This is a genomic window from Meiothermus sp. (genome assembly GCF_025056915.1).
GTDB lineage: Bacteria > Deinococcota > Deinococci > Deinococcales > Thermaceae > Meiothermus.
The window spans coordinates 1-21,641 of record NZ_JANWVH010000052.1 but is presented as its reverse complement, the minus strand read 5'-3'; the positions used below and the strand labels follow the sequence as shown (position 1 = coordinate 21,641).

Genomic DNA, 21,641 nt, shown 5'->3' with positions numbered 1-21,641 from the left:
GTTTTTGCGAACTTATCGCGCTCTTCACAGACGTGGCCGCCCACGAAAACGAGAATGCGTCTGGGCCGAGACGCATGTTACGCACCCAAGCGTGGGCCGGGCCCGGCCCAGGGGTGCTTGGGTCTCTAGTCTCCCGGCAGCCACGGTTCTGTTCGGGATAAAGCTTTCTCGAATTTCGAATGGCTCATAATGTTTGAAGAGCGCTGTAGCCTGGACGGAGTCGAAGTACTGTTTTTTAGGCGCTTTGTACAAAGTGCCTCACTCAAACCCCGGCTGACGGCCACCTCAAGCCAAACCACCCTTTCGGTTAGCGTCTGAGGCAGTATCCCTGCAAGTCATTGCGGCCTCCTCTTAATAAAACCGAAAGGGAGGCGCAACGCTGCCGGATTTGAACTTCTGGGAAACGTTTTGTGTATCAGAATGAGCCCTAGGGTTTCCGAGGTTCGCTAATAGCTTTCCTTAGAAGTATTTGCGCGCCTCAGAGGGAGATTGCCCCAAGACCTAGCCAAACTGCCCGCGGTACTTCTTTTTTTGTGGCGCAGGGAAGCGAAGGGAACCAGGAACTCGAAGGGAGGAATGATGCGCCAACTCGCGCTCTTATTGTCCCTAGCCTGGTTACTTGGCGCTTGTGGAGGGGGTGCCCCCGCCCGCATCGAGCCCAAGGTAGACCCCGACACCCGGGTGCTCAACGCCCAAAGCCGGCAGGCCCTATCCAGCTTCACCCTCACCAACGCCCCGGCTTGCCTGGACTACACCAGCCCGAACCGCCCCCTCTGCCAGGCCACCCTCACCTTCAGCGCCGACAACCCCCAGTTGCAGGAGCTGGCGGTGGGACAGGTGCTGGTGAGCGAGCCCACGGGGGCGGCCCCCTATGGTCTTTTGCAGAGGGTCAAGAGCATCAGCCGCTCGGGCGGCAGCGTAATTGTCCAGACCGAGGAGGCCGACATCGGCGAGGCCCTCGAGCAGGGCGAGGCCGAGTTCCAGGCCACCTTTGGCCCCTCCGACCTGCGCTCGGCCCGCGCCCTGGCCCAGAGCGTGCGCTTTGCGGGCGGGGTTCAGGTCTACTCGGCCCAGAGCGGGGTGCGACCCCTGGCCACCCTGGACTTCAGCTTCGACGAGGTCATCTACGACAAGGATGACAACAAGGCCACCACCGGCGACCAGATCCGGGCCTCGGGGAAAGTCTTCTTCGACGTGCAGAACGGTTTCAGCGCCGGGGTGAGCTGGAAGAAGGTCTTGGGTGTGCCTGTCTACCCCAACGGGATCTACCTCAAGGTGGCCTACGGCATCAAGCACAACGCCGAGGTCAAGGTGAGTTCTGGGCTCGGCCACAGCATTGACAAGGAAGTGGAGCTGGCCAGCTACGAATTCTCGCCCATCACGGTTTGGGCGGGGCCGGTGCCGCTGGTCTTTGTGCCCAGCCTAAAGGTGAGCGTGAGCGCGAAGGGGCAGGTCAGCGCGGGCCTGAGCTTTTCTGCCGGCGAGAGCCTGAGCGCCCAGGCCTGCTTCGAGTACAACAACGGTTTCCACAACTGCAGCAGCTTTGGTCACAGCTTCAACGCCGGGCTGAGCGTGGGCAAGGTGACCGGGACAGCGCGAGGCACCCTGTTTGGCAAGGCCGACCTCCTGCTTTACGGCGTCGTGGGCCCCTACGCCAAGCTGGGGGGCTACCTGGAGATGGACGTAAAGGTGCCGCGCAACCCGATCTGGAAGCTTAGCGCCGGGGTGGAGGCCTACCTGGGCATCCATGCCGGCATTGACCTGGGGGTGACGGAAATCCGCCTGGACTGGGATCAAAAGGTCTACGAGAAGAACCTGGGTACCATCGCCCAGTCCCCGCCCCAGCCGCCCCAGGTGAGCTTCCATTCCATGTTTGGCTCTCCCCAACTGCTCAAGCCCTACACCATCTGCGCCAATGCCGACGACCCCCAGGACGGGCCCAGACCGGTGAGCCTGAGCAGCAACAAGGACGGTTCATTGGGCACCATCGCACCCGGCACGGCCTGCTTGAACTACACCTTCACCAGCGAGGGCTCCCGCACCCTCACCGCCAGCACCAGCAACAGCCTGGGCCTCTCCAGCAGCGCTACGTTCAACCTGAACGTGCTGGACCCCCCGCCCAGCGTGGAGATCCTCAACCCCAAGCCAGGCCAGAGCTTGTACGCCGGCCAGACCGTGCTGTTGCAGGGGAGCTGGCTCGACCCCAGCCTCACCACCCAGGACTGCACCAAGGCCGTCTGGAAGAGCAGCCTGGCCGCCGATATCCTGCCTCCCAACGCCTGCGGCCAGCCCACCGTCAAGCTGGCCAACAGCACCACCCCCCGCACCCTGACCCTCGAGGTTTCCAACGCCCGGGGCAAGAAGAACAGCGCCTCGGTCGGCCTGACCATCCTCGCGCCCCCGGCCAACTATCCGCCGGTGGTGCAGATCAACCAGCCTTCTGGTCAGAACCCCATGCTATCCCACACCAACATCGTTCTGCGGGGCTGGGTGCAGGATAACGAGGAAGCCATCGTCAGCTACGCCTGGAAGATCGCCGACATCACCAGCGGCTCGCCCGGCCCGCTGCAAAACGTCCCCAACGGCTCCTCCAACGCCCTGACCTCGCCGGACGGCGCGCTGCTGCCCGAGCTGGTCATCCCCGACCTGACCGCCATCTTCCCCAGCCCCGGCTGTGGGCGCAGCTACCGGCTCTACCTCGAGGTCTCCGACGGTCAAGCCGGCCCCCCGGCCCGGCCCAGCGTGGCCACCCAGGACTTCCACCTGGGGGACTGCATCAAGTAGGAGGACGGCATGCGCCACTGGTTGCTTTTCCTGCCCATTCTTGCGGCCTGCGGGGGCGGCACCAATCCCCCGCCCAGCCCGGGCGATTTTCAGATCAGCCTGGGCAGCCAGACCCTCACCCTGGGGGCCGGTGGCTCGGGGAGCGTGCCGGTCACGCTGGAAAAAACCGGCGGCTTCCAGGCTGAGGTCAGCCTGGCCCTGGTGCGCATCCCCAGCTCACTCCAGGTCAGCGGTAGTTTCAGCCCCAACCCCATCCAGACCACCAGCACCCTCAACCTGAGCCTGGGGAGCAGCCTGGGCCCGGGAACCTACACCTTGCTGGTGCGGGCCAGCGCCCTGGTGAACGGCCAGACCCTCAAGCGCGAGCGCGAGCTGACCCTTACGGTGCTCCCCAGCACCACCTTTGCCGTAACCGGCCAGGTGCGCAACTACTACGGTAAGCCCCTGGCCGGCGTCCCGGTCTGCCAGGGCAGCACCTGCGTGGATACCGATGCCCAGGGCCGCTTTGCCCTGGGCGGGGTGAGCGCCCCCTACCGCCTGAGCGTGCGTCCCTCCAGTACCGAGGAGCACACCTTCGAGGGCCTGACCCGGCCCGACCCGCTGCTGCTGTTATTTACCACCACGGGTGGGTCGCTGCCCGAGCGGAGCGCCAACCTGGGCGGCAGCCTGACCCCCCAGGCTGGCTTTCCCAACCCGGCCCATACCGTGGCCCAGGTGGTCTTCGAGGCCCCGCAGGCCAAGCTGACCCAGTTCGTGCTGCCCGGCCACAACCTGCGGCCCCTCTTTCCCGGCCAGGGCCCGGCCTACAGCCTGAACGCGGTCTGGCACGAGACCTCCAGCGTGGAGGGCCGCGTCCACGTGCTGCAGTGGAAGTACCTGCCGGGGGCCCCTGGCATCCCCACCAGCTTCCTGGCCTACGGCAGCGCACCGATCACCCTCAGCCAGGGCGCCAGCGCCACGCTCAACGTGGGGCTGAGCCCCATCGAGACCGGGGCCCTTACGGTCAACCTAACTAACCCCAGCGGCCTCACGCTGCGCTCGAGGCAGCTCTACGCCAACCTGGGGTCTCGCTCACTCTTCCTGTTCGCCACCAACGCTGCCGCCAGCCCCCTCAACCTCTCCTGGGCTACCCCGGTCATCCCCGGCAAGACCCTCACCTTCGCGGCCTTTGCCAGCGAGCCGGATGGCCGAACCCTGAGCTTGCAGCAAAACGGGCTGGGGGCCAACGGGGTGCTGGACGTGGAGCTGCCGGTTCCTCCGGCCCTCTCGAGCCCCGCCCCCAACCAGAGCGGGGTGGCAACCGGGGCCAGCCTGCGCTGGTCGCGCCCGGCCGGCAGCATCAGCATCCTCAGCCTGGCCAAAACCGGCCAGCCCACCCGCCTCTTCTACACCGACGGCACCGCCCTCACGCCCGGGCTTCAAGGGGGCTCCACTTACAACTGGCTCGTACTGAGTGTGGGCCCTTTCGAGAGCATAGACGCCTTTGCCGGCACCACCTGGGCCGGAGGCTACCCCACCTTCGGCTGGGATACTTCGTTTTTCTCGGCTACCTCGGCCCTTCGTAGCTTCAGCACGGCCCCATAATTTCCAGCTTCACGGGTGCGGCGCTGTTGGGCTGTATTCGGGAACGCGGACCGGGGGCGAACCGATGCGCAATGCAACAACTCTAAACACGCAACGAAGCAAGTGGTGCAAAGAAATCGCGTCAATAGTGCTCTTTTGAGCGAAGCGAGGAAGCCGATAGGCCATTCTCCCCAACGTTCAATCGCCGTGCGCCGCATCGGATTCATCGCTGGGGAACGCCTCCTTCATATGACCGGTAGATAGTGCGACGGCCTTGCGTCGCCATCACCGCCGTTCTCGGTATCATGGGCAACGAGCTCGAAGGGAGGCATGGATGGTCGTTGCCAACAGCCACGATGAACGAATCCGCAAGATGACGTTTGCTTCGGTGTACCCCCACTATCTGGCCAAGATCCAGAAGAAGGGGCGAACCCAGGCCGAGTTGCACCAGGTGATCGGCTGGCTGACAGGCTATGGCGATAAAGAAATCCTGGAGCATATCAGGGGAAACTCGAGCTTCGAGGACTTTTTCGCCCAGGCCCACCTGAACCCCAACGCCGGCCTCATTACGGGCGTAATCTGTGGCTACCGGGTAGAGGAGATTCAAAACCCGCTCACCCAAAAGGTCAGGTACCTGGACAAGCTGGTAGATGAGCTGGCGAAGGGGCGGGCCATGGAGAAGATACTGCGCCGCCCCTAGCGCTCTGTGCCGGATTTTGAACTGGATTTCTCGAGCGAGGCCAGCCACCCTCGTTGCCTGAATGATGGGTGTGCGTGAGGTTCCAACATCGAGGTTTGACCACTGATGCTGCGACCAGGGCCGTATGGTAGTCTGGCAGCGGCATCCCCGAGAGGAGAATCATGAGCAAAGTGTTCGTCAACATTGCCCTCAGCCTCGATGGCTTCATGGCCCCCGAAGGCATGACCATGGAAAACTGGGACAGGCCGGAGTACAAAAACTGGGGTGCCAAATGGGGTGCGCTGATGGCCTGGGTTTTCAATCAGCAGCATTTCCTGGAGAGCCTCAAGCTGGGTTCAGGGGGCGAGACCGGCCCTGTGAACGATATGCTCCGCCATACCGCCGAACGAACCGGCGCCCACATTATGGGCAAGCGCATGTTTGACGGCGGCGAGCGGGGCTGGCCGGAGGAGGCCCCGTTTCACACGCCGGTCTGCGTGCTCACCCACACCAAACGAGACCCCTGGGTGCGCCCTGGTGGTACCACGTTCTACTTTGTGAACGAGGGGCCTGAGCAGGCGCTGGCCCTGGCCAGAGAAGCCGCCGGTGGCCGGGATGTTCGCATTTCCGGAGGCGCTCACGTAATTCAGCAGTACCTGAACCTGGGGGTGGTGGACGAGCTGGAAATTGCCCTGGTGCCGGTGTTGTTTGGCGGTGGGCGGCGGCTTTTTGAGAACCTGCTCGAGCCCCTCCCGCAGTTTCGCATCGATCGGGTTTTGCATAGCCCTGCCGCTACCCACCTGCGCTACGTGCGTGTCTAACCCTTCACCGACCCCGCCAACAGCCCCCGAATGAAGTAGCGTCCCAGGAAAATGTAGACCAAAAGCGTGGGCAGTGCCGCCAACAGGGCCCCCGCCATGGGCAGGTTCCACTTCACCGCCTCGCCGCCTGCGAGCTGGGCCAGGGCCACCGTGATGGGCTGGTTGGCCGGGCTGCTCACCAGCGTCACAGCGAACAAAAACTCGTTCCAAATCTGGGTAAACTGCCAGATAATCACCACCACAAACCCCGGCACCGAGAGCGGAAACACGATGCGGCTATAAATGCCAAAGAACCCCGCCCCGTCAATGCGCCCGGCCTCGATCATCTCGTCGGGGATTTCGGCGTAGTAGTTGCGGAAAATCAGCGTGGTGATGGGCAGCCCGTACACCACATGGACTAGAATCAGGCCCCACAGCGTACCGCCCAGCCCAATCTCGCGGATAAACTGGAAGAGCGGAATCAGCACGGCCTGGTAGGGGATGAACATCCCAAACAGCATCAGGGGAAAAACGATGTTGGCCCCAGGGAAGCGCCACTTGGCCAGCACGTAGCCGTTCAGCGAGCCCAGCATGGCCGAGAGAAGGGTGGCGATAACGGTCAGAAAAAAGCTATTTTGCAGCTTGGGCAAAAAGGCCGTCCAGGCCTGTACAAAGCTCTCCCAGTACCAGACCTGCGGCAGCTGCCAGGTGCTGCTCAGGGTGATGGCCGAAGGTTCTTTGAGCGCGGTTACAATCACCAGATACACCGGCAGCAGGAAAAACAGCGTGGCCACAAACAGCACCGCATACTGCACCACACGCCCAATCATCGCCGCACCTCGCTTTTGAGCTGGCTGTACAGGTAAGGCACAATCACCGCAGCCACCAGCAGGAGCAGGATCATTCCGATGGCCGCGCCCTTGGCAATCTGGTTGGCCCGGAAGGTGGTCAGGTACATCAGCAGGGCGGGCACGTCGGTAGGGGCGTTGTCGGCTCCGGCCATGGCGAAGATCAGGTCGAAAATTTTCAGGCTGATGTGGCCCAGGATAATCATGGCTGAGAGCGTGATGGGGGCCAGCAGCGGGAAGATGATGCGCTGGTAGAGCTGCCACTCCGAGGCCCCGTCCACCCGGGCGGCCTCGCGCAGTTCCTCGGGGATGCCGCGCAGCCCCGCCAGGTACAGGGCCATGGTGTAGCCCGACATCTGCCAGACGGCGGCCAGGATGATGCCGATGAAGGCCAGGTTGAAGCCGTGCAACTCGTCGAAGGGCAGGGGTTGGAGGCTGCGGCCCAGGGTCAGGGCCCACAAAAGCAGCAAGGCTGCCGAGCCAGAGGCAATATAGCCCCGCCGCCGCTCACCGCCCCGGAAGGCCGCGATGGCGATAAACACCAGCACCGCGCTCACCACCAGCGCGGTGATGAAAGGCAGGTCGTTCCAGCTAACCTGCCAGATTTGCTCGCGGCTGGTCAGCCAGGCAAACTCGCCCCTGGGCAGCCCCACCAGCGTGGGAAGCTGGTTGACCCCGCCCTGGGGTTGCAGCATCCAGCGCCAGATGGTGCCGGTTACGATGAACGACAGCGACATGGGGAACAAGAAAATGGTGCGGAAAAACCCCTCGCCCTTTGGGCTCCTGTCCAGCACGATGGCAAGCCCCAGCCCCAAGCTCAGGCAACCCAGAATGAAGAACACCGTGAAGAAGAAGGTGTTGACCAGATCCTGGCGAAACCGTGCATCCACAAAACCGGTGAACAGCTCACGGTAATTTTCTAAGCCGATAAAGCGAATCTGGGGATTGGCCGAGAGGGCCTGGGCCGGGTCGCGGCCCCAGTCGGTGAGGGAGGTATAAAAAGTCTGGAAGATAAAGCCGTAAACAAAAATGCCCAGCAGCACCAGCGAGGGCAGGATGACCAGAAAGCCATAGAGGGTGTCTTTGTTTCTAAACCAGTTCATCTTCACCTCTCAGGGAGGCACCTCGCTAGTCTAAACAGGCAGCTCTTCATTTGTGTGATGTGGGAAGGGTTGATGGGCCAGGAGCCTCCGGTATCCGGTCTTCTCCGCTTCCATCTGGTGCCAAACGTTTTGCGTCATCGAAGAGGCACGCAGCCGAGCGAGAAAAGAAGGGGCAGGCCCTAGGGCCTGCCCCCAGAAGGCCTTACTGGCCCAGGCGAACCTGGGTGGCGATGGCCTGGGCTGCGTTGGCGGCAGCCTGGGCGTTGCGGCTCGAGAGATAGATTTCCATCACAGTGCCAAACTGGCTCATGAAGGACTCGGGGGCCACGGCGCCGTGGACCAGCGAGCCCACGATGCGGTTGGACTTCCAGTCGCGCATGGCCGATTGCAGATAGGCATTGTACTTGCTGGGGTCGGAGTCGGTGCGGGCGGCAATCGAGCCCTTGAGCGGGTTGAAGGCGTCCTGGCCTTCTTTGGAGCCGACCAGCCGCAGCCAGTTGAGCACGTTGGTGCGGTTCTTCACTCCCTTGGGCAGGCCAAAGGAGTCGGAGAGCATCATGAAGACACCCGCCGTGCCGGGCGAGGGGGCCCAGCCGAAGCCTTCGCCGGGTTTCAGGCCCTTGGTGGTGGTCATGTAGCCGGCAGCCCAGTCGCCCATGATGTTGAACGCGGCCTGGCCTTCAAGTACCCGGTCGACCGCCTGCTGCCAGGAGAGGCCCGAGGCATCCTTGTTGGCGCAGTCGAGCACCCGGCCAAAGGTGTTCCAAACCGCGACCACCTTGGGGTCGTTGAAGCGCAGCTTGCCGTTCCAGAGATTGCTGTAGTCGTTGGCCCCCAGCACGCCCAGCGCCACCGACTCCCACAGGTGTTGCTGGGTCCAGTTCTCGCCCAGGGCCAGCGGGGCTTCCAGCCCTTTGCTCTTGAGGGTCTGGCAGACCGTGAGGAACTCGGCCCAGGTTTTGGGCGGTTGCACGCCCCACTCGCGCAGCTTGGCCGGGACGTACCACATCACGTTGGAGCGGTGGATGTTTACAGGTACGCTGTAAATCTTGCCTTTGTACGAGATCAGGTCAATCAAGCCCTTGGGAAAGCGGTTCATCCAGCCTTCCTGGTTGAAGAGGGGGGTCAGGTCTTCCATGCGATCGGCGACCACCCAGGTGCCGGTCAGTTCCTGTCCGGCGTGAACCTGGAAGCTATCGGGGGGATCGCCGCCCAGCATGCGGGTCTTGAGGACGGCCCGGGCATTGACGCCGGAGCCGCCGGTCACGGTTGCATTGATGACCTCTACGTTGGGGTAGCGCTTCTTGTACAGATCAATCAGGGCTTGCAGGGCGGGGCCTTCATCGCCGGCCCACCAGGAGAAGATTTCCAGCTTCCCCGACTGGGCCAGGGCCAGCGAGCCAAGGGCCGCTGTGACCAGGGCAAAGAAAAGTTTACGCATATCATGTCCTCCTCAGGTTTACCGCGCCAATGGTTCGCCGGGTTCCCAGGGTGGAGATTGGCGGGCTCCGGTCCCTGGTTCCACCATTTGCTAGAAAGCGCTGCAATACCAACGCTGCAGCACCCATAGCCGGGGCCAGATGCCCGAACGCGCTGGGCCGAATGGGCAGCTCGGCGTGTTCGGGGATGAAAGCGAGTTCCTTAAGCGTACTGCGCAGGGGGGCCTCGAGCCAAGGCCAGGCTTCGGCGCCAGGCCCCCCCAGCACCACCACCGCGGGGTCGAAGGCGACCGCCACATTGGCGATGAAGCGGCCCAGGGCCCGGGCCAGGCGCTCGAGCGTCTCCAGGGCCATGGGGTCACCTTCATCGGCCCGCGCCAGGATGCCCTGGAAACCTTCGCTGCGCCCGCTGTGGGCCTGGTAGTGGCTGACGGCGCTGCGCAGGGAAAGCTCACCCTCCACCACCGAGGCGCTGCCGAGCTGTCGGGTGGGGCCGGTCAGCCAGTGGCCAAGCTCACCCGCTGCGCCGGTGCGCCCCCGGTAGACCTGCCCGTCCACCACCAGCCCCGTGCCCAGCCCGGTGGTCAGCATGATGTAAAGCAGCGGGCTGTGGTTTTCGCCCCAGAAGGTTTCGCCAAAGGCCGAGGCGTTGGCATCGTTGTCGAGGGTAACGGGCAGCCCCAATAGGGCCTCGAGGGCCTCGGCGGGGCGTTCGTCCCGCCAGCCCGGCCCGGAGTTGGGGGCATAGACCAGGGTACGATCCTGCTTGATGACCCCCGGCACCGCCAGCCCAATCCCCAGCAGCCGCTCATAGCCCGGAACCAGCACCTGAATCTGGGCGGCCAGCTTGTACAAGCGTTCGGGTAGGGAAGTGCTGGGGCTTTCGACCCACTCCCACTGCCCCTGGGTTTGGTTGTTCAGGTCGAGCAGGATCAGCGTGGTGCTTTCCACCGCCAGCTCTACCCCCAGGGCCATCGCACCTTCGGCGTGGAACTCCAGCGACATTCCAGGCCGTCCCAACCCGGTGGTCTGAAGGGTTCCCTCGTAGAGCACCTGCTCGTCCAGCAGCTCCTGAACAAGCGAGGAGACCGTGCTCTTGGTCAGGCCCACCACCCGGGCCAGCTCGGCCCGGCTCAGCGGCCCGTTGCGGCGCAGCGCCTCCAGGATCAAACGGCGGTTTTGCCGTTTGATGGTTTGCTGATCCAGGGGTACAGAGCGAGCCACAGCGCCTCGTTTCCAGTTCTGGCTTTTAGTAAGTTCAACGAACGAACTATAACGCCGCTCCCAGCCTCCTGTCAATGGCCGCGACCCCGTAAAAGGCTGCTACGAACGCCTGGGGGACTGTTGATCGGCTGAATCCAGCCAGAGTGTGACCGGCCCGTCGTTGACCAGATGCACCTCCATGTGGGCCTGAAAAACCCCGGTTTCCACGTGGAGTCCCTGCTGCGCCAGCAGGTCGCAGAAATGCTGGTATAGCCGCCGACCCTCTTCGGGGCGGGCCGCCTCGATGAAGCTGGGCCGGTTGCCCTTGCGGGTATCGCCGTACAGGGTGAACTGTGACACGGCCAGCACCTCGCCCCCAATGTCGGGCAGGGCCAGGTTCATCTTGCCTTCGGCATCGGCAAAAACCCGCAACCCTGCAATCTTGCGGGCCAGGTAGGCGGCATCGTCGTGGGTGTCGCCTCTGCCCACGCCCAGCAAGACCAGCAACCCGGCCCAATCTGGCCCACCACCTCACCCTCTACGACCACCTGGGCTCGAGAGACCCTCTGCACCACCGCACGCATGAAAAGACCATAACAGGGGAGGGGCCTGTTGTCAGCTGACCAGGGTCGGAAGCTGAAAGCCCAGGGCCGCCTGCCCATTGCGGGCCTTTGGGCGGTTTTGAAGCTCAAGGGTGTGCGCCTGAACCGGGCTCTTTGTATCGAGGAACCCCTGGCCCCTACTTCTAGGCATGGAAATCAGACCGCCCTTTTACGAGGCCGGGTATCGCTGGCACTGCTTGACCTCGATGGTTCTGGGGGGGCTGAAAATCCACGCGGCTACAGCCCACCCACCTGATGACTCATCGGGGCGCCGCAAACAGCGCCACCGTGCCGGGGCCGGTGTGGGCGGCCACCGCGGGGCCGCACTCGCGCACGTCCTCAATCACCACGCCCTCCTGGCTGATAAGCTTGCGCAGCTCCTCGATGCCCTGGGGGTTGTAGGCGTGGGCCAGAATGACCCGTGCGCCCTCGGGAAAGGCCTGGTGGAAAGCCTGGGCCAGCTGTTGCAAGCCCTTGTGCCAGCCCCGGGCCCGCTCGAGGGGCCTGACCAGGCCATCGCGCACCTCGAGCACCGGCAGCAGCTTGAGCAGCGAGCCAATAAAGTGCTGCAAGCCGCCGATGCGCCCACCCCGGTGGAGGTACTCGAGCGTGGCCGGCAGCACAAAGCCGCGCACCCGCTGCACCAGCGGGGCGATGGCTTCTTCCAGCCTGTCCCAGGGCACCCCTGCCGAGAGCTTGCGCCGGGCCTCCTCTATAACGAAGGAAAGCCCCCCGTTCAGGGTTAGGCCGTCAATCACCTTGATGCGGTTGCCAAATTTCTCGGCCACCATCCGGGCTGTCGAGCAGGTGCCCGAGAGCTTGCTCGAGACGTGCACCGAAACAATCCGGTCGAATTTCTCGAGCAAGTCCTTGTACAAAGCCTCCAGATCGGCCGCCGAAATCTGGCTGGTGCTAACTTTCTTGCCTGCAAGCTGCGCCTCGATGACCTCGTCCGGAGTCATCTCCAGATAGTCGCGGTAGCTCTGGCCTTCGATGATGACCTGTTGGGGAATCACATACACATCCCCCTTCAGGGCATCCTGGGGGCTCAGGCCTAAGGTTGAATCGGCCACGAACGCGGTACGTTCCATCTTCACCTCCCGGTTGGATTGCCACAGACCTGATTCAGGCGAGTATAGCCCATATGCTGGCTGGCGCAAGCCCGATATTGCCTGAGCTGTCCATTCCCAGGGAGGCTTGGTGTATGGCCGCGCCCGGAGGAAGCCACCGCTGCGCTACGGGTTAGGGGCCGGGATGGTCAGGCCACCTGCAAGGAAGCTGCACTTCACAGGCTGTAGGCGTAGTACCCATACAGCCCCGGCCCGGTATGGGTGGAAATCACGCCCCCGATGCTGCTGGTGATGCGCTCTTCCAGGGGTAGCCCGGCGGCCTGCACAGCCGCCTTGAAGGCCGCCACATCGCTTTCTTCGGCGTTGTAGAGGTAGTAGATGCGGATTTTCTGCCGGCCTGCGGCCCAGGTTTTGAGCGACTCAACCATCTCGGCCAGGGCTTTTTTTTCGCCCCGGGCCCGGCCCGCTGCCTCGACCTTGCCTTCCTTGACGGTCAGGATGGGTTTGATGCCCAGGAGGCCGCCCAGCAAGGCCTGGGCTCCCCCGATACGCCCGTTTTTCTTCAGGTAGTCCAGGGTGGCCAGGGTAAAGCGCACGATGTGGTCGGCGCGGATGCGCTCGAGCTCGACCAGCACCTGCTTGAGGTCGGCCCCCTGATCCAGAAGCTCCCTGGCCCGCTCCACCATCATCCCGATACCCATGCTGGCCGCCAGCGAGTCGAAGACCGTGACCCTGCCGGGGAACTCCTGGGCGGCCAGGTTGGCCGAGCCGACCGTGCCGGAAAGCTTGGAAGAGATGTGAATCGAGAGCACGTGGTCGGCTTTTTGCAGGGCGCGTTCGTAGGCTGCCTTGAAGTCGGCGGGTGAGGGCTGGCTGGTGCTGGGCATTCCGGCCCCGGCGGCCACCCCGGCGAAGATGTCGGCGGGGGTAATCTCCACCCAGTCCTTGTAGATTTTGCCTTGGAAGTTGACGTAGAGGGGCACGACCTCCACCCCCAACTGGGCCGCGCGCGCTTGCAGATCGGAGGTTGAGTCGGTCACGATGGCTACTTTCATGGATTCTCCTGTTCAGCAGTTTTCGTAGCAGGGCGACTCATTGCACCGCCGGTTCAGACCCAACCCACACTGACCCGGCTGAACGTCGGCAGGAAAGAGTCGGCGCTTCTTCGTGGCGTAAGTCTAGCACAGGCTTTTGCCTGAGGGAAAGTTACCCAGGGCAGATTTGGGCCCCGCTACAGGACGCATCGGGGCAGAGGGGGCCTTGATGCTCCGGAGGCTCCCGGCCCGGGCGTTGCGGGCAAGTTGTGCCGGATGGAACAAAGTGATAAGGTTTTGGGCATGTTGGCGGGGGTCGGGCCCCCAACCCAGCAATTCAAGGGCCAGTGTGAGCTATGTGGAAAGTGCTTGTAACCGATGAGATGCGGCTGGGGGAGGTCAGGAGCCCCGAGGTGCGCCTGGATTACAAACCCGGTATGCCGCGGGAAGAAATCTTGCAGGTCATCGGGCAGTACGACGCCCTCATCACCCGCAGCCGCACCCAGGTGGACGCCAGGCTGCTGGAGGCCGGGGTCAACCTGAAGGTGGTGGGCCGGGGCGGGGTGGGGGTGGACAATGTAGACCTCGAGGCTGCCAGCCGTCGGGGGATCCTGGTGGTGAACGTGCCCGAGGCCAACACCCGTTCGGCAGCGGAGCTGGCCTGGGCCTTGCTGCTGGCAACCGCGCGGGGTGTGGTGGAGTCCGACCAGAAAATTCGCCAGGGCCAGTGGGACCGCAAGTACTTGGGCCTCGAGCTGAACCACAAGACCCTCGGCATTGTGGGCCTGGGCCGCATTGGGGGGCAGGTGGCCAAGTTTGCCAAGGGCTTTGATATGCGGGTGCTGGCCTACGACCCCTACATTCCCCGCAGCCGCGCCCAGACCCTGGGGGTGGAGCTTCTGGACGACCTGGCCGACATGCTGCGCCAGTCCCACTTTCTGACCGTGCACACCCCGCTCACCAGCGAGACCCGGGGCATGATTGGCCGCCGGGAGCTTTATTTGCTGCCCAAAGGTGCGGTTGTGGTGAATGCGGCCCGGGGCGGCATTGTGGACGAGAAGGCGCTGGTGGAGGTGCTCGACGAGGGGCACCTGTGGGGGGCGGGGCTGGATGTGTTTGTGGACGAGCCCCCCAACGCCGAGCACCCGCTGGTGCACCATCCCAAGGTGGTGCACACCGCCCACCTGGGGGCCAACACCCTGGAGGCCCAGGAACGGGTGGGGGAGGCGGTGCTCGAGCGCGTTATCGAGACCCTGCGGGGCAACCTGGCCCATGCCCTCAACACCGGCTTCGATGCCGAGGGCTTGCAGCTTTTCTCGGCCTGGCTGCCGCTGGGCGAGGCCCTGGGCCGGCTGCTGGCCCAGATTACCCAGGGCCGCCCCCAGACGGTGGAGGTTTCCTACTACGGGGAGTTCGAGAAAAACCCCGACCCCATCGCCTCAGCGGTGGCCAAGGGGCTTCTGGACCAGGTGCTGGAAGCAGGGGCTACCAACCTGGTCTCGGCGCGGCCCCTTTTGCGCGACCGGGGCATCTCGCTGGTCACCCGGCAGGTCGAGCAGTCGCTCGACTACCGGCAGGTGCTGGAGGTGCGCCTCGAGACCGACAGGGAGTCGCGGGTGGCGCGCGGGGCGGTGCTGGGCGGCAAGCCCCGCATCGTGGGCATTGACGACCACACGGTGGAGGCCATCCCCAGCGGGCACATGCTGGTCTGCGTCAACCGCGACCGGCCAGGGGTGGTGGGCAAGGTGGGCACCCTTCTGGGCGAGAACGGCATCAACATTGCGGGCATGCAGCTAGGCCGCGACCACCCCGGCGGCAAGGCGCTGTTTGTGCTGGCCATTGACGAGCGCCCCGGCGAGGCGGTGCTGGAGGCGCTGCGGAGGCTGGACGTGCTCGAACGAGTGGATCTGGCCGCGCTGTAGCGGGAAGCGGAATCTCGCGGAGCCCCACCGGGCTATACCATGAGGATGTGGCAGGGAAGTCCATACAGCAGTAGTAAAAGGGCGCTGTCACAGATTCACCTTCGGAGCCGCACAGCCTGTGGAAGCGCCAGCAGTTGGCCTTTTGCCTGCGACTCGGGAGCCGGTTCTGGCTTTGGGTGTACCACTTCACTATCCACAAAAAAGCAAGCGGGGTGGGGGCTCGGTAGTGGGTCTTCAACACCTATCCCCTAACCCCAGCTACCCACCTCACCGCCCCTACGGTATGCAAGGGGTTCAAGCAAAGGTGGTTTGACAAGATAAGCGCCCCATCCTGGCTAAAATGGAGCCCATGTACCGCCCCCGCCTCCTAACCCCCGGCCCCGTCGAACTGCACCCCAAAGCTTTAGAAGCCCTTTCCCGTCCCCAACTCCACCACCGCTCGGACGCTGCCAAACAGGTCTTTTTGCAGGCCAAGGCGGGCCTCGAGGCTGCCTTCCAGACCCAGGGCCAGGTGCTTTTGCTCACCGGCTCGGGCACGGCAGGCATGGACGCGCTGGTGCAGAACCTCTTCGCTCCCGGCGAGCGGGTTTTGGTGCCGGTGCACGGCAACTTTTCCGAGCGCTGGGCCAGAATCGCCCAGGAGGCCGGACTACACGTGGAGCGCCTCGAGCTCCCCTGGGGCCGGGTGGTGCGAGCAGAGCACCTGGAAAGCGCCTCGGGCCCCTTCGCCGGGCTGCTTTTGACCCACTCCGAGTCCTCCACCGGCGCACTAAACGATGTGCGCGCCCTGGCCCAGGTCTTCAAGGCCCGCTTTCCCGAGGGGCTGGTGGTGGTGGACGCCATCACCAGTTTGTTGGTGAGCGAGTTTGCGCTCGAGGGCTGGGGTCTCGATGCCGCCGTGGCAGGGTCGCAAAAGGGCCTCATGTGCCCGCCCGGCCTGGCCTATGTGGCCCTCTCGCCGCGGGCCATAGAGCGCCTGAAGCCCCGCAGCTTCTACCTCAACCTGGGGGCCGAGCTCAAGGTGCAAAACAGCGGCGAGTCGGCCTGGACACCCGCCATCAACCTGGTGGCCGCCACCGCCGCCGTGCTGGAAGAGCTGCTCCCCCGGCTCAGCGAACACCTCGCCCTCAAGAAAAAGCAAAACGATCTGCTGTACGATGGCGGCGAGCAACTTGGCCTGCAGGTGGTGCCCGAGGTCAAAAGCAGTGCGACCACCTGCTTTTATCTGCCCGAGGGGGTTACCTACGGCCAGGTCAAAAGTGCTTTTGCCGCGCGGGGCGCCACCATCATCGGCGGGCAGGGCCAGCTCAAGGGCAAGGTGTTCCGCCTCTCGCTCATGGGCTACTCCGACCTGTACGATGCCTACGCCGTAGCCCAGATGTTACGAGAAGTCTGGGATGAGCTTCTGCCCTGACCCTTTCGGGACAACCAGCCGCGCACTTTTGTGATAAAAGTGGTTCAGGAGGTGCAACCGTGCAAGCGCAGGGGAAAGTCATCGTGGTTACCGGTGGGGGGAGCGGCATGGGCCGCCAGCTAGTGCTACAACTGCTGGCCAAAGGAGCGCAGGTCGCTGCGGTGGACATCAACGAGGCAGCCCTGCAAGAAACCGCCTCGCTGGCCCCCCACCCCGAACGCCTCTCGACCCATGGGCTCAACATTACGCAGCGCGAGGCGGTGGAGGCCCTCCCGGCGGCGGTACTGGCCCGGCATGGCGCCGTGGACGGCCTCATCAACAACGCGGGCATCATCCAGCCGTTTGTGCGGGTAAACGACCTGGACTACGTGGCCATTGAACGGGTGATGAACGTGAACTTTTACGGCACCCTCTACCTGACCAAGGCTTTCCTGCCCCACCTCTTGAAGCGTCCCGAGGCCCACATTGTGAACATCTCCAGTATGGGCGGCTTTTTGCCGGTGCCGGGGCAGAGCCTGTACGGGGCCTCCAAAGCCGCCGTCAAGCTCCTGACCGAAGGGCTTTATGCCGAACTGTTGGGCACGCCGGTGCGGGTCACGGTGGTCTTTCCTGGGGCGGTGGCCACCAACATCACCGCCAACTCCGGGGTAGAGATTCGCCGGACGGAAGGGCAGCGCCCCTCGCTGAAGCCCCTGCCCCCCGAGGAGGCGGCCCGGCGCATTATCGCCGGCATGGAGCAGAACCGCTTCCGGGTGCTGGTGGGCCCCGATGCCCGGCTGATGGACTTCCTGTACCGTCTGGCTCCCGCCTGGGCGACCCGCTTCATCCAGCGGCAGATGCGCTCGCTGCTGGGGGGTTAGAGCGCTCTAAATCAAGGTATCCAAAAAAATGGTCAGTAGCATCCCCAGGCTCACCACCACGTTGGCCTGGAAGAAGGCCTGGTCTACCTTGCTCAGGTCGTGAGGCTTCACCAGCAGGTGTTCGTACCAGAGCACTGTGCCCACGCCCAGCACGCCCAGGTAATAAATCCAGCCTGCCCCGCTCAACACCCCCGTGAGCAAGAAAAACCCAAAGGTCAGTGCGTGGGAGACCTGGGCAATGCGCAGCGCAGTGGGGATGCCAAAGCGCGCCGGAACACTGTAGATGCCGTTTTCGCGGTCGAACTTGTAGTCCTGGGTGGCGTACAGGATATCGAAGCCCGCCAGCCAGAAGGCCGTACCGGCCCACAGCGCAAACAGGGCGGGCTCGAACGTGCCCGTGACGGCAATCCAGCCGCCTGCGGTGGCCGCCCCAATGGTCAGGCCCAGCCAGAAGTGGCACAGCCAGGTGAAGCGCTTGGTGTAGCTGTAGCCCACCAGGAAAAAGACTGCAACCGGCAGCAGCTGGGCCGTCAGTGGGTTCAGGTTGAAGGCCGCCAGGGTGAGCAGGAGCAGGCCCACCAAAGCCAGGGCCAGCACCTCGCCGGGTTTTACGGCGCCCCTGGGGAGGTGTCGGCCCGCCGTGCGGGGGTTGGCGGCGTCTATGTGGTGGTCAATCAGGCGGTTGAGGGCCATGGCCCCGGTGCGGGCCCCCACCATGGCCACGGTAATCCAGGTAAACACCTCCCAGCCCGGCCAGCCCCTGGCAGCCAGCAGCATGCCGCCGTAGGCGAAGGGCAGGGCAAACAGGGTGTGTTCGAAACGAACCAGATCGAGATAGGTTTTGAGACGGCTGGTCAGGGCCACCATACGCTGATAGTCAGTGTACCCCGAGCACAAACGAGCAATGTGGGGCTAGGCATCCCCCCGTGCCACCGGGCGGCTTTCGTCCGATACCCAGTCGCTCCACGAGCCTGCATAAAGTTTGGCCGGTTTGCCGATGAGCTCGAGCGCCAGCACATTCACCGTGGCCGAAACCCCAGAGCCGCAGTAGGCAATAATCGGGCCCTCGAGCCCGGCAAAACGCTGCTGCAAGACCTCGGCGGCTTTGAAGCGGCCCGATGCCTCCAGGTTGTCGAGCCAGTTGCGGTTGATGGCCCCCGGAATGTGCCCGGCCACCGGGTCGAGCGGTTCGACCTCGCCCCGGTAGCGCTCGGGGGCTCTGGAATCGAGCAGGATGGTGCCTGCCGGGCGCCGGGCAACGGCCTCGGCATCCACCACCATCTCGGGCCGGGGGCTGGCCCGGAAGGTTGTGCGGGGGTGTTCGATCTGCACAGAAGAGACCCCATATCCCGCTTCCTTCCAGGCCCGAATGCCGCCATCCAGCACGGCGACGCGGTCGTGGCCCAGCCAGCGCAGCAGCCACCACAGGTGGGGGGCGTACATCCCGCCGGTGGGGGGGTCGTCGTAGGCCACCACAAGGTGTTCGTTGCCGAGGCCGGCCCGGCCCAGGGTTGCCGCCAGGGCTTCGGGCGAGGGCAGGGGGTGCCGGCCCCCTTTGCGGTCGGGCCGGACGGGGGCGCAGAGGTCTTGTTCCAAATCCAGGAAAATGGCCCCCGGAAGGTGCTCGGCTTCGTAGGCCCGCCTTCCGGCCAGGGGGTCTTGCAAGGAAAAGCGGCAGTCCACGATGCGAAGCTGGGGGTCGCCAAGGTGCTCGTGCAGCCACTCGACACTTACCAGGGGTGAACGCATAAAAAAAGCCTAGCAGACCGAATGGTTGGGTGGAACCGGCACTGACCCCGCAACCCGGCAGCCCCCTAGCGCAGCGACCTCTGCCCCAGGGCCCGAGGGATGGACCCCGGGAGCGGGTGTGGCCTTTTTGCGGGCCAAAAAAGACAGGGGTTTTCGGTCAAACCGAGGTTGTGGGGCCGCCATTTTGCCGGTGCGGGGGGGGCTTCACGCAGGCGGCACCGGGATGGAGGCAAGCACCCATCTCCAGACCAGAGGCGCCATCCTGTATGTTGTAGATATGCAAACCTTCAAGGCCCTGGTTGTAGAAACCGCCGACCCCTACACCGCTCAGGTTCGCCCGGCTTCCATGGACGAGTTGCCCCCAGGCGATGTGCTGGTGCGGGTGGCTTACAGCAGCCTCAACTACAAGGACGGCCTGGCGATTACGGGGGCGGGCAAGGTGGTGCGCAGCTTTCCCATGGTTCCGGGCATTGACCTGGCCGGAACGGTGCTGGAGTCGGCCTCGCCGGATTACAAGCCGGGCGATGAGGTGATTCTGACCGGCTGGGGCCTGGGTGAGCGACACTGGGGCGGGTTGGCGGAGCTGGCTCGAGTCCGCGCCGAGTGGTTGGTGCCCCTGCCCCAGGGCCTCACCTTGCAGCAAGCCATGGGCATCGGCACCGCGGGCTTCACCGCCATGCTGGCGGTGATGGCCCTCGAGGCCCACGCCATCGGCAAAACCAAGGAGGTGCTGGTGACGGGCGCTGCTGGGGGGGTGGGCAGCCTGGCCACGGCCCTTCTGGCCCACCTGGGCTACCGGGTGGTGGCTTCCACAGGCCGTATGGCAGAAGAGGGGTATTTGAAATCGCTGGGTGCGGCTGAAATTCTGGAGCGTGCGGTGCTGGCTGCTCCGCCCAAGCCCCTGGAGTCGGAGCGGTTTGGCGGGGCGGTGGACACCGTGGGCGGAGCGGTGCTGGCCGGGGTCTTGCCCCGCATGGCCTATGGCGGCAGCGTGGCAGCCTGTGGCAACGCGGGCGGGGTGAAGCTCGAGACCACCGTTTTCCCCTTCATCCTGCGGGGCGTGAACCTCCTGGGCATTGACTCGGTGATGTGTCCCAAGGAAAAACGCCTGCTGGCCTGGCAACGCCTGGCCCACGAACTGCCCAGGCCCCTGCTGGAAGCGACCATGCAAACGGCCAGCCTGGAGGAGGTGCCCGAGCTGGCCCAGGCCATCCTGAAAGGCCAGGTGCGGGGCCGGGTGGTGGTGCGGCTGGCTTGAGCAGAAAGAGTTCGCGCCGGCCCTTCGCAGCGAACCCCTGGGCGCGCCAAATCGCCTCGAGGGCACGGGCGACCTGGGCGGGTTGGAGGGCCTGGAGGCCAGGATCTACCTTGCCGCTGTGCGCAGGGCTTTTGCTTATGATGGGGTGCGATGTACGAGTATGGTCTCAGGGTTTATCACGGAGCCAAGGTGCTGGCTCGAGTGTTGCTGCAACTTTTGTTTGGCCTGCGGGTGGAGGGCGCCGAGAAAATCCCCAAAGAAGGCCCGGTGATTCTGGCCTCCAACCATATGTCGTTTCTCGACCCGGTAGTCATGGGGGTGGCCTGCCCCAGGGTGGTGAGCTACATGTCGCGCGACGATGTGTTCAAATACCCCATCCTGCGCTGGCTGCTGCCCCGGCTCTACGTCATCCCGGTCTCGAGGGGGGCGGGCGACCTTGGCGCCATCAAGGCCGCCATCCGCACCCTCAAGAGCGGGACCGCCTTCGGCATTTTCCCCGAGGGCCGGCGCAGCCGCACGGGCTATATCGAGCCCTTCAAAACCGGTGTGGCGGCCATAGCCCTGCGAACCAACGCGCTCATTGTTCCGGCGGCCATCATCGGCAGCGATAAAGCCTGGCCGGTGGGCAAAGGGCCCCGCCTGCGGCGGCCCATCCGGGTGGTGTTTGGCGACCCCATTGCACTGCCCCCCGGAAAGACCGATCACCAGACCCTGGAAGAGGTAACCCGGCAGCTCGAGGCCGCTGTAACCGCACTTCTGCCGCCCGAATACCACAGAAAGCCCACTGTTTAGGCATTCTGTCCTTAACGAAATAGCTAGCAATACAGCCCTGGTGCTTGCAATTTGGAGGTAAAGTGTGATACACTCCGTGCTGAAGGGAAAATAAAGGAGGTAACAGTATGGCAAAAGGTGCAACCAAGAAAACCAGAACCAAAGCCGACCTTATTGACCAAGTAGCCGCTGCCGCTGGCTTGAAGAAAAAAGACGCCAAGGCCGCTGTAGACGCTTTCCTCAGCAAAGTTGAAGATGCCCTCAAGGCCGGCAGCAAAGTGCAACTGACCGGTTTCGGCACCTTCGAAGTGCGCAGCCGCAAAGCCCGCACCGGCGTGAAGCCCGGCACCACCCAAAAGATCAAGATTCCCGCTTCCAAATATCCCGCCTTCAAGCCCGGCAAAGCCCTGAAGGAAACCGTTAAGAAATAAACCGGCAGTCCCTTCCTGTAGAGGAGGCTTCGGCCTCCTCTATTGTTTGTGGCCCCCATACCTCAAACCAAATCCACATCGTTCCTCCTGCCTTCTCCCCCTGGCCGCAGA

Annotated in this window: 18 protein-coding genes and 1 pseudogene; 10 read left to right on the top strand and 9 right to left on the bottom strand. The window is 64.0% G+C overall.

Features of this window, described 5'->3' with window-relative positions; all coding sequences use genetic code 11:
* The first annotated feature begins 579 nt into the window (after window positions 1-579).
* The 4 genes from NZN28_RS09490 to NZN28_RS09475 all read left to right on the top strand — a co-directional run bounded on the left by NZN28_RS09490 (window position 580) and on the right by NZN28_RS09475 (window position 5,847).
* Window positions 580-2,784 (top strand): hypothetical protein, encoded by a 2,205-nt coding sequence (locus NZN28_RS09490; RefSeq protein WP_295397597.1) that lies wholly within the window; start codon window positions 580-582, stop codon window positions 2,782-2,784.
* 9 nt (window positions 2,785-2,793) lie between these two features.
* A complete protein-coding gene (locus tag NZN28_RS09485; protein ID WP_295397595.1) occupies window positions 2,794-4,368 on the top strand; it encodes a hypothetical protein in 1,575 nt (524 codons plus the stop codon).
* Between the two features lie 313 nt (window positions 4,369-4,681).
* Complete coding sequence (locus NZN28_RS09480; protein ID WP_295397593.1) at window positions 4,682-5,047, top strand: DUF2200 domain-containing protein; 366 nt, start codon at window positions 4,682-4,684, stop codon at window positions 5,045-5,047.
* A 161-nt stretch (window positions 5,048-5,208) separates the two neighbouring features.
* Complete coding sequence (locus NZN28_RS09475) at window positions 5,209-5,847, top strand: dihydrofolate reductase family protein (protein WP_295397591.1); 639 nt, start codon at window positions 5,209-5,211, stop codon at window positions 5,845-5,847.
* Here NZN28_RS09475 and NZN28_RS09470 read toward each other — a convergent pair.
* The 7 genes and pseudogenes from NZN28_RS09470 to NZN28_RS09440 all read right to left on the bottom strand — a co-directional run bounded on the left by NZN28_RS09470 (window position 5,844) and on the right by NZN28_RS09440 (window position 13,146).
* On the bottom strand, window positions 5,844-6,653 hold the full coding sequence (locus tag NZN28_RS09470) for a carbohydrate ABC transporter permease (protein WP_295397599.1): 810 nt from the start codon (window positions 6,651-6,653) through the stop codon (window positions 5,844-5,846). The two genes, NZN28_RS09475 and NZN28_RS09470, sit on opposite strands and share 4 nt — an antisense overlap.
* Entirely contained in the window at window positions 6,653-7,777 is a 1,125-nt protein-coding gene (locus NZN28_RS09465; protein WP_295397589.1) for a carbohydrate ABC transporter permease, read from the bottom strand. The genes NZN28_RS09470 and NZN28_RS09465 overlap by 1 nt, the downstream gene beginning before the upstream one ends.
* A 202-nt stretch (window positions 7,778-7,979) precedes the next feature.
* Entirely contained in the window at window positions 7,980-9,218 is a 1,239-nt protein-coding gene (locus NZN28_RS09460; RefSeq protein WP_295397587.1) for an ABC transporter substrate-binding protein, read from the bottom strand.
* Between the two features lies 1 nt (window position 9,219).
* Window positions 9,220-10,440 (bottom strand): ROK family transcriptional regulator, encoded by a 1,221-nt coding sequence (locus tag NZN28_RS09455; RefSeq protein WP_295397585.1) that lies wholly within the window; start codon window positions 10,438-10,440, stop codon window positions 9,220-9,222.
* A gap of 99 nt (window positions 10,441-10,539) precedes the next feature.
* A pseudogene (dtd, locus tag NZN28_RS09450) lies at window positions 10,540-11,003 on the bottom strand (D-aminoacyl-tRNA deacylase).
* A 278-nt stretch (window positions 11,004-11,281) separates the two neighbouring features.
* The gene (locus tag NZN28_RS09445) at window positions 11,282-12,112 is read right to left on the bottom strand and encodes a DegV family protein (protein WP_295397583.1); all 831 of its coding nucleotides are present in this window, start codon (window positions 12,110-12,112) and stop codon (window positions 11,282-11,284) included.
* A 194-nt stretch (window positions 12,113-12,306) separates the two neighbouring features.
* A complete protein-coding gene (locus NZN28_RS09440) occupies window positions 12,307-13,146 on the bottom strand; it encodes a DegV family protein (protein WP_295397580.1) in 840 nt (279 codons plus the stop codon).
* Window positions 13,147-13,481: 335 nt separating this feature from the next.
* Here NZN28_RS09440 and serA point away from each other — a divergent pair, with 335 nt between their 5' ends.
* The 3 genes from serA to NZN28_RS09425 all read left to right on the top strand — a co-directional run bounded on the left by serA (window position 13,482) and on the right by NZN28_RS09425 (window position 17,321).
* Window positions 13,482-15,047 carry a phosphoglycerate dehydrogenase gene (gene serA, locus NZN28_RS09435; RefSeq protein ID WP_295397578.1) on the top strand — a complete coding sequence of 522 codons (1,566 nt, stop codon included), beginning with the start codon at window positions 13,482-13,484 and terminating at the stop codon, window positions 15,045-15,047.
* A gap of 349 nt (window positions 15,048-15,396) precedes the next feature.
* The gene (locus NZN28_RS09430; protein ID WP_295397575.1) at window positions 15,397-16,461 is read left to right on the top strand and encodes an aminotransferase class V-fold PLP-dependent enzyme; all 1,065 of its coding nucleotides are present in this window, start codon (window positions 15,397-15,399) and stop codon (window positions 16,459-16,461) included.
* 59 nt (window positions 16,462-16,520) lie between these two features.
* A complete protein-coding gene (locus NZN28_RS09425; protein ID WP_295397573.1) occupies window positions 16,521-17,321 on the top strand; it encodes an SDR family oxidoreductase in 801 nt (266 codons plus the stop codon).
* A gap of 6 nt (window positions 17,322-17,327) precedes the next feature.
* Here NZN28_RS09425 and mqnP read toward each other — a convergent pair whose 3' ends face one another.
* A complete protein-coding gene (gene mqnP, locus NZN28_RS09420; protein ID WP_295397570.1) occupies window positions 17,328-18,188 on the bottom strand; it encodes a menaquinone biosynthesis prenyltransferase MqnP in 861 nt (286 codons plus the stop codon).
* 45 nt (window positions 18,189-18,233) lie between these two features.
* On the bottom strand, window positions 18,234-19,070 hold the full coding sequence (locus NZN28_RS09415) for a sulfurtransferase (RefSeq protein WP_295397568.1): 837 nt from the start codon (window positions 19,068-19,070) through the stop codon (window positions 18,234-18,236).
* A gap of 277 nt (window positions 19,071-19,347) precedes the next feature.
* Between NZN28_RS09415 and NZN28_RS09410 the strand changes: the two genes are divergently transcribed.
* The 3 genes from NZN28_RS09410 (at window position 19,348) to NZN28_RS09400 (ending at window position 21,530) form a co-directional block, all read left to right on the top strand.
* A complete protein-coding gene (locus NZN28_RS09410; RefSeq protein WP_295397565.1) occupies window positions 19,348-20,328 on the top strand; it encodes an MDR family oxidoreductase in 981 nt (326 codons plus the stop codon).
* A gap of 150 nt (window positions 20,329-20,478) precedes the next feature.
* A complete protein-coding gene (locus tag NZN28_RS09405; protein WP_295397562.1) occupies window positions 20,479-21,120 on the top strand; it encodes a 1-acyl-sn-glycerol-3-phosphate acyltransferase in 642 nt (213 codons plus the stop codon).
* Between the two features lie 107 nt (window positions 21,121-21,227).
* Window positions 21,228-21,530, top strand: coding sequence for an HU family DNA-binding protein (locus NZN28_RS09400; protein ID WP_295397560.1), 303 nt, complete (start codon window positions 21,228-21,230; stop codon window positions 21,528-21,530).
* Window positions 21,531-21,641: the final 111 nt, after the last annotated feature.

Coding starts and splice junctions, on each gene's coding strand:
- NZN28_RS09490 (WP_295397597.1), top strand. CDS start 580: ATGCGCCAACTCGCGCTCTTATTGTCCCTAGCCTGGTTACTTGGCGCT.
- NZN28_RS09485 (WP_295397595.1), top strand. CDS start 2,794: ATGCGCCACTGGTTGCTTTTCCTGCCCATTCTTGCGGCCTGCGGGGGC.
- NZN28_RS09480 (WP_295397593.1), top strand. CDS start 4,682: ATGGTCGTTGCCAACAGCCACGATGAACGAATCCGCAAGATGACGTTT.
- NZN28_RS09475 (WP_295397591.1), top strand. CDS start 5,209: ATGAGCAAAGTGTTCGTCAACATTGCCCTCAGCCTCGATGGCTTCATG.
- NZN28_RS09465 (WP_295397589.1), bottom strand. CDS start 7,777: ATGAACTGGTTTAGAAACAAAGACACCCTCTATGGCTTTCTGGTCATC.
- NZN28_RS09460 (WP_295397587.1), bottom strand. CDS start 9,218: ATGCGTAAACTTTTCTTTGCCCTGGTCACAGCGGCCCTTGGCTCGCTG.
- NZN28_RS09445 (WP_295397583.1), bottom strand. CDS start 12,112: ATGGAACGTACCGCGTTCGTGGCCGATTCAACCTTAGGCCTGAGCCCC.
- NZN28_RS09440 (WP_295397580.1), bottom strand. CDS start 13,146: ATGAAAGTAGCCATCGTGACCGACTCAACCTCCGATCTGCAAGCGCGC.
- serA (WP_295397578.1), top strand. CDS start 13,482: ATGTGGAAAGTGCTTGTAACCGATGAGATGCGGCTGGGGGAGGTCAGG.
- NZN28_RS09430 (WP_295397575.1), top strand. CDS start 15,397: ATGTACCGCCCCCGCCTCCTAACCCCCGGCCCCGTCGAACTGCACCCC.
- mqnP (WP_295397570.1), bottom strand. CDS start 18,188: ATGGTGGCCCTGACCAGCCGTCTCAAAACCTATCTCGATCTGGTTCGT.
- NZN28_RS09415 (WP_295397568.1), bottom strand. CDS start 19,070: ATGCGTTCACCCCTGGTAAGTGTCGAGTGGCTGCACGAGCACCTTGGC.
- NZN28_RS09410 (WP_295397565.1), top strand. CDS start 19,348: ATGCAAACCTTCAAGGCCCTGGTTGTAGAAACCGCCGACCCCTACACC.
- NZN28_RS09405 (WP_295397562.1), top strand. CDS start 20,479: ATGTACGAGTATGGTCTCAGGGTTTATCACGGAGCCAAGGTGCTGGCT.
- NZN28_RS09400 (WP_295397560.1), top strand. CDS start 21,228: ATGGCAAAAGGTGCAACCAAGAAAACCAGAACCAAAGCCGACCTTATT.